Here is a 14,107-nt window from a genome sequence, read left to right as displayed (position 1 = left end):
GAGAAAATTAGTTATATGTAAATTTTTTGTTAACTTATGTAAATATCAGTTATAATTTGTATAAGTTTGTCTATTCATATCAACCATCCTCCCCTTTACAATCCAAATATAAACAAGTTGGATTTCATTTAACGTAAATCTCTTATTTAACATTTTCAATCTACTTTTATGAAAATTAATAGAAATGTGGTGAAAATTTATGAAAACAATAAAGCTAGATGAATCTTTTATTTTTGATTTACTCGACCTTTGTAAAGCTATTGGATGGTTACAAGATAAAGCATTTATGAAAAAACAATTCGAAATGTATCTTTCTCTCGGCACACTTATCGGTTATATACATGAAAATAAACTGATTGCAGCTGGAGGAGTATTTCCTTTTAAAAATAGTTTTTCTACTATTGGCATGTTAATCGTCCATCCTAATTTTCAAGGCCGAGGCATCGGGCGTATTTTGCTTAATCACTGCTTAGAACATACTCACGCAAAACAACCAATTGCACTTATTGCAACAAAAGCTGGCGAGCCTCTTTATACATCATGCGGATTTCAAACAGTAACGACGATTCATCGTTTTGAAAAACAAACTACTAAGACACATATCACTCATACACAACAAGTAAAAGAAAAAGACCTTATATCGCTTATTTCTCTCGATCAAATTACAACTGGTACCGATCGTTCTTTACTTTATTCATTACTATTACCAAGAACCAGCCACTCTTTTAAAATTGAGAGACATAACTGTATAGAAGCTTTTTCCTTATGCATACAAAAAGGTAATATATTATGTATCAATCCACTTATCGCCAAACGAGAAGAAGATGCTATTCAATTACTACAAAACATATGTGAATGTTGGAATGGCACAGTAAGGATTGATGTCCCACATTCACAATTTTCATTCCGCAAATTTCTTCAAACAGAAAATTTCCAAGAAACGCTCCTTTCACCTCTTATGATAAAAAATGGTAGCCAACTTCCTGGAAATCGTAAGATGCTATTTGCTATGATAGATACAGCGTTATGTTAGAAAGGGGACACCTAATTGAAGCGATTTAGCTATTTTATGGTAGGTTGTCTTACTCTTACACTATTAGTAGGATGTAGTGCAGCAGAAAAGCCAGTAGAACAAGTAAAACAAGTTAAAAATACACTTACAGCAAAACTAGCTACCGAGGAAAAAATGGTAGAAATAGATGGTCAAACCATTTACTTTAAAAAGATCGGTAATGAAAAACCACCTTTACTTATGATCCATGGATTTGGAGGATCCTCAGATGGTTTTCAAAAGATTTACTCAGACTTAGCAAAAGATCATACAATTATTTCTGTAGATGCTTTAGGCTTCGGACGCTCATCAAAGCCGATGGATTTTTATTATTCTTTCCCCAATCATGCAAATTTGTATTATAAGTTAATGAAAAAACTAGGTTATGATTCATTCGCAATACTGGGGCATTCAATGGGCGGAGAAATTTCTCTTAATTTAACATATTTATATCCTGAAGCAGTTACCCACCTTATTTTAACTGATGCTACAGGCGGGCCTCATACACTCGTTAATAAACAAGGTTCTCCTAAGCCACAATTATCAACTGATTTAAATACTGTTTCTGCTGCTGCAGACTATGATGAGAGCAAAGTGAAATTTAAACGTAATGATGAAGAGCATTACAATAAAATGAAATTATGGCCTAGACGTCTTCAAATCAATGCAAATGAAATGAAACAACCAACCTTAATTATATGGGGAAGAAATGATAGTAGCGTTTCTTGGAAAGAAGGAGAAACGTATCATCAATTCTTAAAAAATAGTACTTTCCATATTATCGAAAAAGGTTATCATGCACCATTTCGTCAAGAACCACAGGAGTTTGTAGGGTATGTGAAAGATTTCTTTAAAAACAATCCAATTCAATCTGAAAAATAACATAAGCGGGTATCTCATTTTGAGATACCCGCTTTCATATATTAAGCAGCTTGCTTTTGGCGTTTTTGAGTTTTTGATCCTAAAACTTTTGGGATAACAAAGCCGTCAAGTCCAAGTTTTCCAGCATTCATACCAGAAACAATAACGAACATAGATAAGATAACCATTTCAGGGTTCACACCAATTGACCCACTAAACATATAGGAAAAGTTCATTACAAGGCCAAAAAAGACCGCTGTTTTTGTTAAACAGCCCACAATTAAACCAATTCCGACTAAAATTTCTCCCCACATTACAAGTGTATTAAATAGATCGACATTTGGAATTGCGAAATCTTGTAAAAATGATGCCCACCAGGATTGAACAGCCGGTTGTGCTCCTTTAGATTTTTCAATCGCACCTTGTAAATAACCCGTTGCATCGAATCCTTTTCCTTGTAGTTTACCAATTCCAGCCATTAACCATGTGTAACCAAGATACACTCGGATTACTGCTAGCACAAAAGAAACTGCTTTGTTTTCTCTTAAAAATTGAATAACCATATCTTCCTCCTAAAGTTGTAATTAAGTTAGTTACAGTTAATATAATAACATTAGTTACTTATTTTATAAACGTTAATTATTAATAATTTGTGACATACGTATGAGATATTACAATCTAACGTTTATATAGTAACTTTTATTACCTGTAAAAACTTGAACATATCATACCATAAGTGATAATCATTTTCATTGAAAAAAATGTAAAAAAAGTGTGAGTTAAATATGAAACACATTTATTCGAATATAGAATAAATGTGTTTCATACTACTTATAGAATCGAAATGTACGTGTCTCCTCATCAATTAAACTCGCTTCTTGAAATGCTTCTTCTAACGTTTTTTTATGGTTAATAACCCCGTAAAATAAGCGTATTGTAAACATAAGTGCTGCATTCCCATCTACATAATCTATTGATCCAATATACGATTTTGCTCCACTACGTAAAAAAGATTCTGCTAGTTTTTGCTCCCCTAACGTACACCCACTATTTACAATATTTGTATTATGCAATTTTGCATATTTATAAATTTCTGCTGAACCAAAGTATCCCCGCGGTTCATCTTGTTCATATACATCTTCACCTAACTCTTCCATGACAAACTTTCCTTCATCACCATGAAAGCAAAAGACAACATAATTAATATCATTATATAAACCCTTTCCAGAAAGAATATCGATGAATTCTTTCGGTCTACCAATCCAGTATGTTATAACTTTCGCTCCCAAATATTCAAGTGATGCTCGGATTGATTGCGCCTCTAAATCAGAATTAAAGCCAACTACTAGTGCAACATTCAACATACACCCTCCATCCTATAATTAGATCTCCTCAATCAAACTTTTAAGGGATACATCCATTTCATATATACCCGTTTCTTTCAAAAAATCAGATCTAGTTAAAACGGCTTTCTGTAAATATTGCCGATACGCTGTAATTGTCCCGTCGTGAGATACAATGCAAATTTTTTCCGCCCCCAGCTTATAACACCAAAGAAGAAATTCATCTACTATTTGCTGAAAACGATTCTCTGAAATAGTATTTATACCTTCCGTCCATAGCTGTTTATTTGTACTTTTCTCTATCGAAAAATGCGGAAATAAATTTGTTATTACCCCCTGATCTACTATGTGATCACATGGTAATGTTCTCGCTCCTTCTCGATAAGGAAAAATACGTGGGGATGCATAGGGATGGACGATTTTTTGACAAGCTACTTTCTCACTCCATATCGCCGCCGTTTGTAAAGTTCTAAGTGTAGGGCTAGCGATTAATACATCCGTTTCCTGTAATGGTACATTGTATTGAATTAATCCAGCCTGATCCCTTCCCTCATCCGTTAATGATGGATTCAACATTTGTAAACTTGCCGGCAAATCTTTTGTATGTTCTCCTTCACCGTGCCGAACAAAGACGAGTTTCATACCCATCCTCCTCTCTCCATGAAATCCTTCAACATAATTTCTTCCCTATCTCATCCATTATTCCTGCTATATGAAAAACCGTTATGTAAAAAAGATTTGACACAATAAATTGGAAAACATTACAATTGTATGTGTAAAATACTTTTTACAAGGGAGAGGGGAATTATAAATATGAAATGGCTAACCATCTTAATTGGAATGATTATATGGGGATATATAAACGGATTTTTTAGTAGTGATAAAACTGCTAACCCTTGGATTAAAGATGATGAACGGGAAACAAAAATTAAGCAGAAAGCAATTATTGCAAGCTGGTCTGGTGTTTTTATGTTTTGTATCATTAACCTCTTAAACAAATGGTTAGGTGTAGAAACAAACAATACATCACCTTACTTACCATCTTCTATCGCAACTATTTTAAAAGAAAATGTAGAGTTACAAATTTTATTTATGCTATTTATTACGTATGGCATCTTTTACATATACTACCGAAGAAAATTAAGTGCTTAACTTTTTACCTCATGATTATCCTCCTAAATGGTTATAGTAATTAGGACGAAATGAAAGGAGCGATAGAAAAATGAGTAACTCGAATGACTTTTTAGATACACTGCATGAAAAACAAGCAAAAGACGAACAAAATAGAAAACGTCAGGGGAACGGAAACCCCGCGAAAAAGAAGCCAAATAAAACACATAAATAACAATAGAAAACCTGCCTAAAATTATCTTTTAGGCAGGTTTTCTACTCTTCTTTCACCGAGATAACATTTTCCCAATTCCATCTCTCATAATACCACTCTGGCACATCTATATTTTCAATCCACTTCTTTTCAAGTTTTCCATCGCTATGAGCTATCCATATGTCAGCTTTTTTACGGTCTGAACGTATCCATATTAATTGATTGCTCTTCTTCAAGAAGATGGGGTGATAATCACCTTGCTTATTAGATAGCTTTGTAATTTGGTGCTGCTTTTCACTTGTACTATCGACCTCATATAAAGATGGTAGTGGCCTTTTTTCTGGCGGAGTTTCTATCCCTGCCTCTTTTGCTCTTGAAACGATAATAACTTGATCATTCTTCCATGTGAAATCCCAATCGACATATCCTTTCGGTGTAAATGTGCTCTGCTGAAGTGCTGGTAATTCTTTTAATTTTAAATGTTTATTCTCTAACGCCACTCTCCCGCTTCCTTCAATATAGGCTAATATATTCTTTGATGGTGCCCATTGGAACCATTGTGTGTTTAATAACATTTGATCTACTTTTTCAAACCGGCTGCCATCTGCACGAACTAAGCAAAGCGTATTACTATCAGCTGACCATGAAGCTGTCGGTACTGCTAAAAATGAAATCCACTTTCGATTTGGTGACCACCTAAATCCACTTGCAACTAACGCTAAAAAATCATCATGCTCATTTGGTAATGCATACAAATGCTTCATTTTATGAGGATTCATATGGGCATCTTTTTGCACTTCATATAACTGAGCTCCTGTCCATCCTGTTGGAAGTAAATATGCTTCAGAGGATACAAGAAACTTCTTTCCATCAGGATACCATGCATAATCACCTACACCAGGCGACATATTTTCAAAATCTGCATTCTTTTTTTGGACATCAAACGTATGTAATGTACGTGCAAATACAAATGCAATTATGTTCTCAGTCGGTGACCATTGATAATTTGATATTTCAGATGGAAATGTTCTAATCTTCTTACCGTCTCTCAAACGATACAATTCCAGTTGTTGTTGTTTCTCGCCTTTCGCATATGCAAGCCATTCTCCGTCATAAGACCACTTTGGCCCTGTTATGTACTCTCCTTTTGTAAGTTGTTTTTCTTTCCCACCAACCTTTATCCAAAGGTCATGATGACGAATAAAAGCTATTTTCGCTTCATTATTTTCTGCACTAACAATAGTGATTGAACATAAAAACATGAGTAACACTGCACTACCACTTACTATGAACCTTTTCATAACACCCCTCCATTTCCTCATAGCATTCCTCACTTCCCACCTACAATATGTGAAAAACCCCCATTCGACATAATCAGAAAAAATTTCCCAAGAAATTTTCAATTCAAAGAGGATTGGTATGAATTATGTCGAAAATATAGTTTAGCTAACATCCGATTATGTAATTTGAAATAAATTTGTAAGATTACTTTTCGGAATATTGGCACTTTTTACTAAGGGGAGTTTCAATGAAAAAAACTACATCTACACTATTAAGTATGGCGCTCGTTTTTTCAAGTTTTGGAGCTTTAAGCGCTCATGCTGAATCACTGCAAAAGGAAAAGCAATTTAGTCCACAACTTAAAACAACAATTGAGCAGTGGGGCGAAAATAAAATTGCTCAAAATGTTGAAACAAAAACAGCAAAAGAAATTTCAGTCATTGTAGAATTGCAACATGCGCCTCTCGCAGCACAAGGTAATATTCAGCATGCTCCAGATTTACAAAATAGTAACGCGCAGTCTTATCATGCTGAGCTAAAAAAAGCACAAGAAGATACGACTAAAAAAATAAAAGAAAAAGCACCTGGTGCAAAAATTAAAGAAGTTTATAATACTTTATTTTCTGGATTCTCTATTTCAGTTCCTGGAGATCAAATTACCGCTCTCGCTTCTTTACCTGAAGTAAAAGCAGTCTACCCGAACTTAACATATAAACTACATGAAACATCAAAAAGTGCTACTAATGAAGAAGCACCAAACATCGGTGGACCGACAATTGGTGCTCCTGAAGCATGGAATTTAAAAGATCCGTCTGGCAAACCACTTGATGGAAAAGGGATGAAAGTAGCAATTATCGATTCTGGCGTAGACTATACACATCCTGACTTAAAAGCAAATTATATTGGTGGATATGACACAGTCGATGAAGATGACGATCCGATGGATGGTAACGTACATGGTACTCATGTAGCTGGAATTATTGCTGGTAACGGAAAAATTAAAGGCGTTGCTCCAAATGCTTCCATTTTAGCCTATCGTGTAATGAATGATGGTGGGACTGGTACAACAGAAGATATTATTCAAGGTATTGAACGAGCAATTCAAGACGGTGCTGACGTTTTAAATTTATCTCTTGGGCAAAGTTTAAATACACCTGATCAGCCTGTAACATTAACGCTTGAGCGTGCGGCAAAGCTTGGAGTTACTGCAGTTGTTTCAAATGGAAATGATGGACCACACCCTTGGTCTGTTGATGCACCCGGTAATGCAAGTAGCGTTATATCAGTTGGAGCATCTACCGTTTCTATCCCGTTCCCAACATTCCAAGTAGCCGGTTCTAGCAAAACATATCAAGGGTTACCATTATCAAAATCTGATTTCCCAATAGGAAATGATTCCCCTCTTGTATACGTTGGCTACGGTAATCCAAGTGATTATGCAAAACAAGATGTAAAAGGCAAATTCGCTCTTGTCCTACAAGGAACTTCAAGCACGTTAGTAAAAACAGAACAAGCGAAGCAAGCTGGTGCACTTGGTGTACTATTAATTTCTAATGAAAAAGAAATCAATATTATGCCTGAATACTTCACACGTGAAAACCTAGCTCTTCCAGTTATGCAATTATCAAATACAAATGGCGAAGAGTTAAAAAACTTAATTACAAAACGTAAGAAAAATATAAAAATTGGCCAACCAAATCCAACCGAATTGATTGCTAACTTCAGTTCCAGAGGTCCGTCACAAGGAAGTTGGCTTATAAAACCAGATATAATTGCACCTGGCGTACAAATTACTAGTACCGTACCGAGAGGCGGCTATGAATCCCATAATGGGACAAGTATGGCTGCGCCTCAAGTAGCTGGAGCGGTTGCCCTCTTGCGTCAAATGCATCCGGATTGGACGACAGAGCAATTGAAAGCCTCCCTTGCCAATACCGCAAAAACGTTAAAAGATGTGAATGAAAATACATATCCTGTTATGACGCAAGGATCTGGTCTAATTAACATCCCGAAAGCAGCTCAAACAGATGTATTAGTCAAACCTAACAATGTCAGCTTCGGTCTTATCAAGCCAAATAGCGGAAAAATAAAACTGACGCAGAATATTACATTACAAAATCTATCTAATAAAAAGAAAAGTTTTTCAACTCGTGTGGAATTGCTAGATGCAAACACAAACACAAAAGTAAAAACTTCTGTACCTTCATCGATTAGCATACAGCCAAATAGTAGTACCGAAAAACCATTTACTATCACTGTCGATAGTTCGCTACCTCAAGGTGTATATACTGGGAATGTGTATGTAAAAGACCAAGGAACGAAGGAAGAAACTCGCATTCCATTTACATTTAGTATCGACCCTAAAGATTACAAACGTATAGATGGACTCGAAATTATTAATTCTACGTTTAGTCCAAATGGTGACCAAATATTAGACGATAATCTCATCAACTACTATTTAGTTGCACCTGTGGATGATGTAACATTACATGCAAATTTAGTTACAAAAGAACGTGTAACATACCAAGGGATTATCCATCAAGCTAAAAATGAAACAGCTGGATACAAACCTTTCAAATGGAATGGTACAAAAGCGGATGGTACTCCGTTAGCTGACGGTCTATACCAAATCGAAGCAGTTGCCTCTAATTCTGGTGGGGAAACAAAACAAACAGCTGCTGTATTTCTTGATAGAACTGCACCTAAATTAACATACGAAGTTGACCAAGAAAATCTTGTAATTACAGGAAAAGTTGATGATATCCTACTAGATTGGATGACAGAATCTGGTTGGGTAGCACCTGGAATTCCAGTGAGACTACAGTATGAAATCAACGGAAATGGTGTATGGGAACAGGCATTCCTGAACTCTTGGGAGAAAAGCTATGACATTTATTTCGATCGTAGTCAATTGCAAGAAGGAAAGAATACAATTCATATTGTAGCAACTGATGCAGCTGGAAATACATCTAAGTTAAATGTTGATTTAGAAGTGAAATAAGGTAGTACCCCGATTCTTCCGCCCCTATCGGATGTTCCGATAGGGGCTTTTTCTATTTCTCACGCAAACAAATATTAAATAATTCAGAATTTTATGATAAAATTATAAGCGCTTACAATTTTAAAAGGGGTTAGTACGAGCTATACAAATCAGATATTCAATTTTATAGAAAACAAGGAGGATGTTTAAATGACAAAGAAAACAAAAATTCCATCGCATTTAAAACCATTCGTATCCACACAACATTATGATCAATACACACCGGTGAACCACGCTGTATGGCGTTATATTATGAGACAAAATCATAGTTTCTTAAAAGACGTTGCCCATCCAGCCTATGTGAACGGATTACAATCATCTGGCATAAATATAGATGCAATTCCAAAGGTAGAAGAAATGAATGAATGTTTAGCACCAAGCGGATGGGGAGCTGTAACGATTGACGGTCTCATTCCCGGCGTAGCATTCTTTGATTTTCAAGGTCACGGATTATTACCAATTGCAACAGATATTCGCAAAATAGAAAATATCGAGTATACACCTGCTCCTGATATCGTTCATGAAGCTGCAGGGCACGCACCAATTCTACTTGACCCTACATATGCACAATATGTAAAACGCTTTGGACAAATTGGTGCAAAAGCTTTCTCTACAAAAGAAGAGCATGATGCATTTGAAGCTGTTCGTACATTAACGATTGTAAAAGAAAGCCCTACTTCTACTCCTGAAGAAGTTGAAGCTGCTGAAAATGCTGTAATTGAAAAGCAAAGCTTAGTTTCTGGTTTATCAGAAGCTGAACAAATTTCACGTCTTTTCTGGTGGACTGTAGAATATGGATTAATCGGACATATAGACAATCCAAAAATCTACGGTGCTGGTCTCCTTTCCTCCGTCGGTGAAAGCAAACATTGCTTAACAGATGCTGTAGAAAAAGTTCCATTTTCCATCAAAGCATGTACAGGGACAACTTATGACGTAACAAAAATGCAACCACAACTATTTGTATGTGAATCATTTGAAGAATTAACAGAAGCACTTGAGAAATTCTCTGAAACAATGGCCTTTAAAACAGGTGGTAAAGAAGGGCTAGAAAAAGCGATTCGCTCTGAAAATCATGCAACTGCTGAATTAAATAGCGGATTACAAATTACAGGTACATTTACCGAGACAATTGAAAACGATGCAGGTGAATTGATTTACATGCGAACGAGTTCGCCAACAGCATTAGCAATTCACAATAAACAGCTAGCGAATCATTCTACGTCTGTACACAGTGACGGGTTTGGAACACCAATTGGATTACTCACTGAAAATACTGCATTAGAAAATTGTACAGATGAACAATTACAATCATTAGGAATTACAATCGGAAATAAAGCAGCATTTACTTTTGCAAGTGGTATTCATGTAAAAGGAACAGTAACAGATATTGTAAAAAACGATAAAAAAATTGCGCTTATTTCCTTTATCAATTGCACCGTTACTTATAACGAACGCGTTTTATTTGATGCTTCATGGGGAGCATTTGATATGGCGGTTGGTTCAACAATCACTTCCGTATTCCCAGGTGCAGCAGATGCAGCATCGTTTTTCCCAGCGGATGAAGAAATAGAAGAAACTCCAGTACCTCTTACATTAACTGAACTAGATCGTCTGTATCAAACAGTTCGCGATATTCGTAATGAAGGTATTTTACACGATGCCCATGTGGATCAATTAATAGCAATTCAAGAGGTATTAAATACATTTTATCCGAAAGAATGGCTACTTCGCCTTGAAATATTAGAATTACTTTTAGCGCATAACAAAGGTCACGAAACGTCAGCAGCATTATTACAACAACTTTCTACTTTCACAACGGACGAACCTGTAACACGTCTGATTAACAATGGTCTTGCGTTACTGAACGTAAAGGATGTGAAAAATGATGCTCCGATTAACTGAAGAACAAGTTCAAGAGGAATTATTGAAGGTAGATAAATGGATGATAAAAGATGAAAAATGGATTGAACGAAAATACATGTTTTCCGATTACTTAAAAGGAGTCGAATTTGTCTCTGAAGCTGCCAAACTATCAGAAGAACATAATCATCACCCATTTATCCTTATCCAGTATAAAGCAGTTATTATTACGTTGTCGTCTTGGAATGCAAAAGGTTTAACAAAGCTAGATTTTGACCTTGCGAAGCAATTTGATGAACTATTTTTACAAAACGAAAAAGCAATTATAAGAAAATAAAAGGAGAAGCCTTTTTAGGCTTCTCCTTTTATTTTGAAATGGATACAATGTCCAAATGGATCGTTGGTTTGTAATACACCATCTTTGTACGTAGCGATTGTGCCAATATTTTTTAAACTTTCACATACTTGCTCTTTTTGTTTTTCATCCGCTAGTACAATTGTGAAATACTTCAAGCCAACGGAATTTGGCATTTGCGCTGGTATCCCTTCACCTTGCCATGTATTTAAGCCGATATGGTGGTGATAACCACCTGCGGATACGAACAGCGCTCCATTACGAGCTGGGATTGTTACATCAAAACCAAGACCATCAGCATAGAAACGTTTTGCTTCTTCTAAGTCAGCCACATGTAAATGAATATGCCCCATCACAGTACCAGCTGGGAACCCATTCCACGCACTTCCTTGCTGCAATAATTCTTCACCAGCTAACGGGTTACTAACAAATGGTAGTTCTCCATTCTCATCAAGCCAAACTTCTTTTTGGCGATCATGATAAATTTCAATCCCGTTTCCATCCGGATCAGCTAAATAAAGGGCCTCACTAAAATAATGGTCGGCTCCGCCGTGAAGTGGATATACCATTTCTACAAGATGACGAAGAATATTCGCTAAATCCTGTCTGTTTGGTAATAAAATTGCGTAATGATATAACCCCGTTCTCCCTCTTTGCTTTGGTAAGGCTTCTTTCTTTTCTTCAATAATAAGGAGTGGTTCGTTATTTTCATTCCCAAATGTAACGACCATTTCATCTTCTTTTAGTACTTTCATGCTTAGTACTTCTGTATAAAACTCTAGTGATTTCTTTATATTTGATACGTATAAATGAACAACACCAATTGTTGTGTCGGGATGAAGTCGAAAACTCATCTTGTTAGCCCCCATTTAATTTAGTTCTTCTTTGACATTTTCTCTTTTAAGAAATTATCTACAAAACCGTCTGCTTTCGCAACAAATAAGTACGCACCCATTGCTAGTAATGCAAGTTCTAATTCGAAGCCAGGATTTTTTCCATCTCCTAATAAGCCAGCTGACCATTTTACTTTTACAATTGCTCCAACCATAACAAGTGCAAATAATAATCCGATATATCTTACACCTAAACCTAGAATTAACAATATACCACCAACTAATTCAGCTGTTGCTACACCATATGCAAGTCCTCCTGGTAAACCAATGCTTGTAAACCACCCTGCGATATTGTCAATTCCAGATTGGAATTTTGTTAAACCGTGCATAAAGAATGTTACTCCTAACACGATGCGAATAATTAAGTTACCGATATGTTGATTCATTTCTTTCTCTCCTTTATAGTTTTCTTATACAAAACTTTTATTTACATTACAAAACATACACTAATTTTTTTTATTCGTCAATTCATTTTTTATGAGAAAAAATATATTTTTTTTGCTATGATACAAATAGTTGTTTACAAAAAGGAGCATGATTTTATGAATATCGGTTCTGCAATTCGTGAAATACGCCAACGTAAAGGTATTACGATTGCCCAAATTTGTGAAGGAACGGGCCTTTCTAAAGGATTTATGAGTCAGGTTGAAAATAATAAAACGTCACCATCTATCTCGACTTTAGAAACAATCTCTCATTTTTTAAACGTTCCCCTTCCCTATTTATTGTTAGAACAAAAAGATCGATTGAAAGTTGTCAAAAAGGTAGAGCGTAAATATAGTGTATATGGAAAAGATGAGCAAAGAATTGAACATGTTGCAGAGCAAGGTGGCCTTCGCCTAAATCTCGTAGAAATTCCTGCTGGGTTTCCGAAAGAAAACACACCAAATGCCCATGAAGGGGAAGAATGTCACCTTGTATTACGTGGAAAACTAGAAGTTCAACATGGAGAAGACATTGCAATTGTAGAAGAAGGTGATTCTTTCTCCTGGAATGCATGTGTTCCTCATATTGTTCGTAATATAGGGGAAGAATCTGCATTATTACTTATCTCTAGTCATGCAGAAAACCGAAAACGCGTTTACTAAACGATAAAAAAAGAAGCCTGCTTCAAACAGGCTTCTTTTTTTATTCGCGTATTATCCCGTAACTTGTCCCAACTAGCACAGTCTTTTCATGTTGATTGCGATAAACTGATTCAATTGAAACTTTTTTATATCCTTCCATTTGTTCAATACTTGTTAAAGTTAATTCACAAGTGATTGTATCTCCTGTAAAAACTGGTCTAATAAACTCACTTACTAATTCTCTTGCTATGTAATGTAACTCTTCGCCTACTTTCGTCCCAATGCTAGCAGTCAATAAACCATGTACCATTAATCGTCCATTCTCATCATATTCCATATGATGCCTACCTTTATCACCTGTAATATTTGCAAACTCGAAAACTTCTTCCTCGGTAAATCTTCTTTCATATTTAAACACATCCCCAATTGTTATACTCATTTTTATCCCCCTAATAATAAACAGAATTTTCTTTTATTTTATCATAAAATGAGTCTCAATTCATTTTCTATTATGAAAAAATTAGAATTACTCGACTGTCATTTTTTTATATTCCACTCCGTTATCGATGACCGTCTTTTTTTGCAACTTGATATCCATAGTACGCACATGTGCCATTTCTTGATAACTCTCTCACTTCAAAACCACAACTTCTATAAAAATCAAAATTATTCGCAGATGTATGTGCGAACCAATCACCGTGAGGAAGTTTTTGCAAGCAAAGAGCTACAAGCTTCTTACCTAGTCCCTTTCCTCTATACTCACACTTTACAACTAAATTTACTATGTTCGCGACCATAATTTGATCAGAAATAACTCTAACCATAGCAATCATCTCTTCTTCATCCCAAATTGTAAAAGCCCATGTTGAATTTTCAAATGCTATCGTGAATTTCTCAATTTGCCAAGAAGGGATATTATGATTGCTCCAACCAGCATCTTCAAACAAAGCTTTAATTGCATATGCTGGTACACCACTCGTTCCCTCACGAATAATCAATCCATTGTGATAAATGTACATTTAATCCCCC

At 35.7% G+C, this 14,107-nt stretch carries 16 protein-coding genes; 8 read left to right on the top strand and 8 right to left on the bottom strand.

What is annotated here, in order from left to right:
- The first annotated feature begins 199 nt into the window (after positions 1-199).
- Both DN410_RS15340 and DN410_RS15335 read left to right on the top strand, forming a co-directional pair.
- Entirely contained in the window at positions 200-1,033 is an 834-nt protein-coding gene (locus tag DN410_RS15340; RefSeq protein ID WP_149177148.1) for a GNAT family N-acetyltransferase, read from the top strand.
- A 15-nt stretch (positions 1,034-1,048) separates the two neighbouring features.
- Positions 1,049-1,933 carry an alpha/beta fold hydrolase gene (locus tag DN410_RS15335; protein ID WP_149177147.1) on the top strand — a complete coding sequence of 295 codons (885 nt, stop codon included), beginning with the start codon at positions 1,049-1,051 and terminating at the stop codon, positions 1,931-1,933.
- Positions 1,934-1,974: 41 nt separating this feature from the next.
- Here the strand turns inward: DN410_RS15335 and DN410_RS15330 are convergent, their stop codons facing one another.
- The 3 genes from DN410_RS15330 to DN410_RS15320 all read right to left on the bottom strand — a co-directional run bounded on the left by DN410_RS15330 (position 1,975) and on the right by DN410_RS15320 (position 3,897).
- The gene (locus DN410_RS15330) at positions 1,975-2,475 is read right to left on the bottom strand and encodes a DoxX family protein (RefSeq protein WP_149177146.1); all 501 of its coding nucleotides are present in this window, start codon (positions 2,473-2,475) and stop codon (positions 1,975-1,977) included.
- A 264-nt stretch (positions 2,476-2,739) separates the two neighbouring features.
- On the bottom strand, positions 2,740-3,276 hold the full coding sequence (locus DN410_RS15325) for a delta-aminolevulinic acid dehydratase (RefSeq protein ID WP_149177145.1): 537 nt from the start codon (positions 3,274-3,276) through the stop codon (positions 2,740-2,742).
- A gap of 18 nt (positions 3,277-3,294) precedes the next feature.
- Complete coding sequence (locus DN410_RS15320) at positions 3,295-3,897, bottom strand: histidine phosphatase family protein (protein ID WP_149177144.1); 603 nt, start codon at positions 3,895-3,897, stop codon at positions 3,295-3,297.
- Positions 3,898-4,068: 171 nt separating this feature from the next.
- Between DN410_RS15320 and DN410_RS15315 the strand changes: the two genes are divergently transcribed.
- Together DN410_RS15315 and DN410_RS15310 are read left to right on the top strand one after the other, a co-directional pair.
- On the top strand, positions 4,069-4,407 hold the full coding sequence (locus DN410_RS15315) for a phosphoglycerate mutase (protein ID WP_149177143.1): 339 nt from the start codon (positions 4,069-4,071) through the stop codon (positions 4,405-4,407).
- 70 nt (positions 4,408-4,477) lie between these two features.
- The gene (locus DN410_RS15310; RefSeq protein WP_000071861.1) at positions 4,478-4,600 is read left to right on the top strand and encodes a DUF4023 domain-containing protein; all 123 of its coding nucleotides are present in this window, start codon (positions 4,478-4,480) and stop codon (positions 4,598-4,600) included.
- A 41-nt stretch (positions 4,601-4,641) separates the two neighbouring features.
- On the opposite strand, the gene DN410_RS15305 is transcribed toward DN410_RS15310, so the two are convergent.
- Positions 4,642-5,880 (bottom strand): TolB family protein, encoded by a 1,239-nt coding sequence (locus DN410_RS15305; RefSeq protein ID WP_149177142.1) that lies wholly within the window; start codon positions 5,878-5,880, stop codon positions 4,642-4,644.
- A 227-nt stretch (positions 5,881-6,107) separates the two neighbouring features.
- Between DN410_RS15305 and DN410_RS15300 the strand changes: the two genes are divergently transcribed.
- From DN410_RS15300 to DN410_RS15290, 3 genes are all read left to right on the top strand, one after another.
- Positions 6,108-8,861 carry a S8 family serine peptidase gene (locus tag DN410_RS15300; RefSeq protein ID WP_149177141.1) on the top strand — a complete coding sequence of 918 codons (2,754 nt, stop codon included), beginning with the start codon at positions 6,108-6,110 and terminating at the stop codon, positions 8,859-8,861.
- 189 nt (positions 8,862-9,050) lie between these two features.
- On the top strand, positions 9,051-10,805 hold the full coding sequence (locus tag DN410_RS15295) for an aromatic amino acid hydroxylase (RefSeq protein ID WP_149177140.1): 1,755 nt from the start codon (positions 9,051-9,053) through the stop codon (positions 10,803-10,805).
- Positions 10,786-11,100: a 4a-hydroxytetrahydrobiopterin dehydratase gene (locus DN410_RS15290; RefSeq protein ID WP_149177139.1), complete on the top strand. Its 315-nt coding sequence runs from the start codon at positions 10,786-10,788 to the stop codon at positions 11,098-11,100. The genes DN410_RS15295 and DN410_RS15290 overlap by 20 nt, the downstream gene beginning before the upstream one ends.
- Before the next feature lie 14 nt (positions 11,101-11,114).
- Here the strand turns inward: DN410_RS15290 and DN410_RS15285 are convergent, their stop codons facing one another.
- Complete coding sequence (locus DN410_RS15285; RefSeq protein WP_149177138.1) at positions 11,115-11,972, bottom strand: VOC family protein; 858 nt, start codon at positions 11,970-11,972, stop codon at positions 11,115-11,117.
- Between the two features lie 20 nt (positions 11,973-11,992).
- A complete protein-coding gene (locus DN410_RS15280) occupies positions 11,993-12,397 on the bottom strand; it encodes a DoxX family protein (protein WP_016086200.1) in 405 nt (134 codons plus the stop codon).
- A gap of 156 nt (positions 12,398-12,553) precedes the next feature.
- On the opposite strand from DN410_RS15280, the gene DN410_RS15275 reads away from it, so the two are divergent.
- Positions 12,554-13,099 carry a helix-turn-helix domain-containing protein gene (locus tag DN410_RS15275; protein WP_149177137.1) on the top strand — a complete coding sequence of 182 codons (546 nt, stop codon included), beginning with the start codon at positions 12,554-12,556 and terminating at the stop codon, positions 13,097-13,099.
- A 40-nt stretch (positions 13,100-13,139) separates the two neighbouring features.
- Here DN410_RS15275 and DN410_RS15270 read toward each other — a convergent pair whose 3' ends face one another.
- Entirely contained in the window at positions 13,140-13,517 is a 378-nt protein-coding gene (locus DN410_RS15270) for a hotdog family protein (RefSeq protein ID WP_149177136.1), read from the bottom strand.
- Positions 13,518-13,638: 121 nt separating this feature from the next.
- Entirely contained in the window at positions 13,639-14,097 is a 459-nt protein-coding gene (locus tag DN410_RS15265) for a GNAT family N-acetyltransferase (protein WP_149177135.1), read from the bottom strand.
- Positions 14,098-14,107 lie beyond the last annotated feature (10 nt).

The sequence above is a fragment of the Bacillus sp. SH5-2 genome, from assembly GCF_008368905.1.
Classification (GTDB): domain Bacteria; phylum Bacillota; class Bacilli; order Bacillales; family Bacillaceae_G; genus Bacillus_A; species Bacillus_A luti.
This window is presented reverse-complemented; position numbering and strand designations above follow the sequence as displayed.

What these genes read in the sequence shown, in the direction of transcription:
- DN410_RS15280 (WP_016086200.1), bottom strand. Translation starts at nt 12,397, where the DNA reads ATGAATCAACATATCGGTAACTTAATTATTCGCATCGTGTTAGGAGTA.
- DN410_RS15305 (WP_149177142.1), bottom strand. Translation starts at nt 5,880, where the DNA reads ATGAAAAGGTTCATAGTAAGTGGTAGTGCAGTGTTACTCATGTTTTTA.
- DN410_RS15265 (WP_149177135.1), bottom strand. Translation starts at nt 14,097, where the DNA reads ATGTACATTTATCACAATGGATTGATTATTCGTGAGGGAACGAGTGGT.
- DN410_RS15315 (WP_149177143.1), top strand. Translation starts at nt 4,069, where the DNA reads ATGAAATGGCTAACCATCTTAATTGGAATGATTATATGGGGATATATA.
- DN410_RS15310 (WP_000071861.1), top strand. Translation starts at nt 4,478, where the DNA reads ATGAGTAACTCGAATGACTTTTTAGATACACTGCATGAAAAACAAGCA.
- DN410_RS15325 (WP_149177145.1), bottom strand. Translation starts at nt 3,276, where the DNA reads ATGTTGAATGTTGCACTAGTAGTTGGCTTTAATTCTGATTTAGAGGCG.
- DN410_RS15340 (WP_149177148.1), top strand. Translation starts at nt 200, where the DNA reads ATGAAAACAATAAAGCTAGATGAATCTTTTATTTTTGATTTACTCGAC.
- DN410_RS15330 (WP_149177146.1), bottom strand. Translation starts at nt 2,475, where the DNA reads ATGGTTATTCAATTTTTAAGAGAAAACAAAGCAGTTTCTTTTGTGCTA.
- DN410_RS15290 (WP_149177139.1), top strand. Translation starts at nt 10,786, where the DNA reads ATGATGCTCCGATTAACTGAAGAACAAGTTCAAGAGGAATTATTGAAG.
- DN410_RS15285 (WP_149177138.1), bottom strand. Translation starts at nt 11,972, where the DNA reads ATGAGTTTTCGACTTCATCCCGACACAACAATTGGTGTTGTTCATTTA.
- DN410_RS15270 (WP_149177136.1), bottom strand. Translation starts at nt 13,517, where the DNA reads ATGAGTATAACAATTGGGGATGTGTTTAAATATGAAAGAAGATTTACC.
- DN410_RS15275 (WP_149177137.1), top strand. Translation starts at nt 12,554, where the DNA reads ATGAATATCGGTTCTGCAATTCGTGAAATACGCCAACGTAAAGGTATT.
- DN410_RS15300 (WP_149177141.1), top strand. Translation starts at nt 6,108, where the DNA reads ATGAAAAAAACTACATCTACACTATTAAGTATGGCGCTCGTTTTTTCA.
- DN410_RS15320 (WP_149177144.1), bottom strand. Translation starts at nt 3,897, where the DNA reads ATGAAACTCGTCTTTGTTCGGCACGGTGAAGGAGAACATACAAAAGAT.
- DN410_RS15295 (WP_149177140.1), top strand. Translation starts at nt 9,051, where the DNA reads ATGACAAAGAAAACAAAAATTCCATCGCATTTAAAACCATTCGTATCC.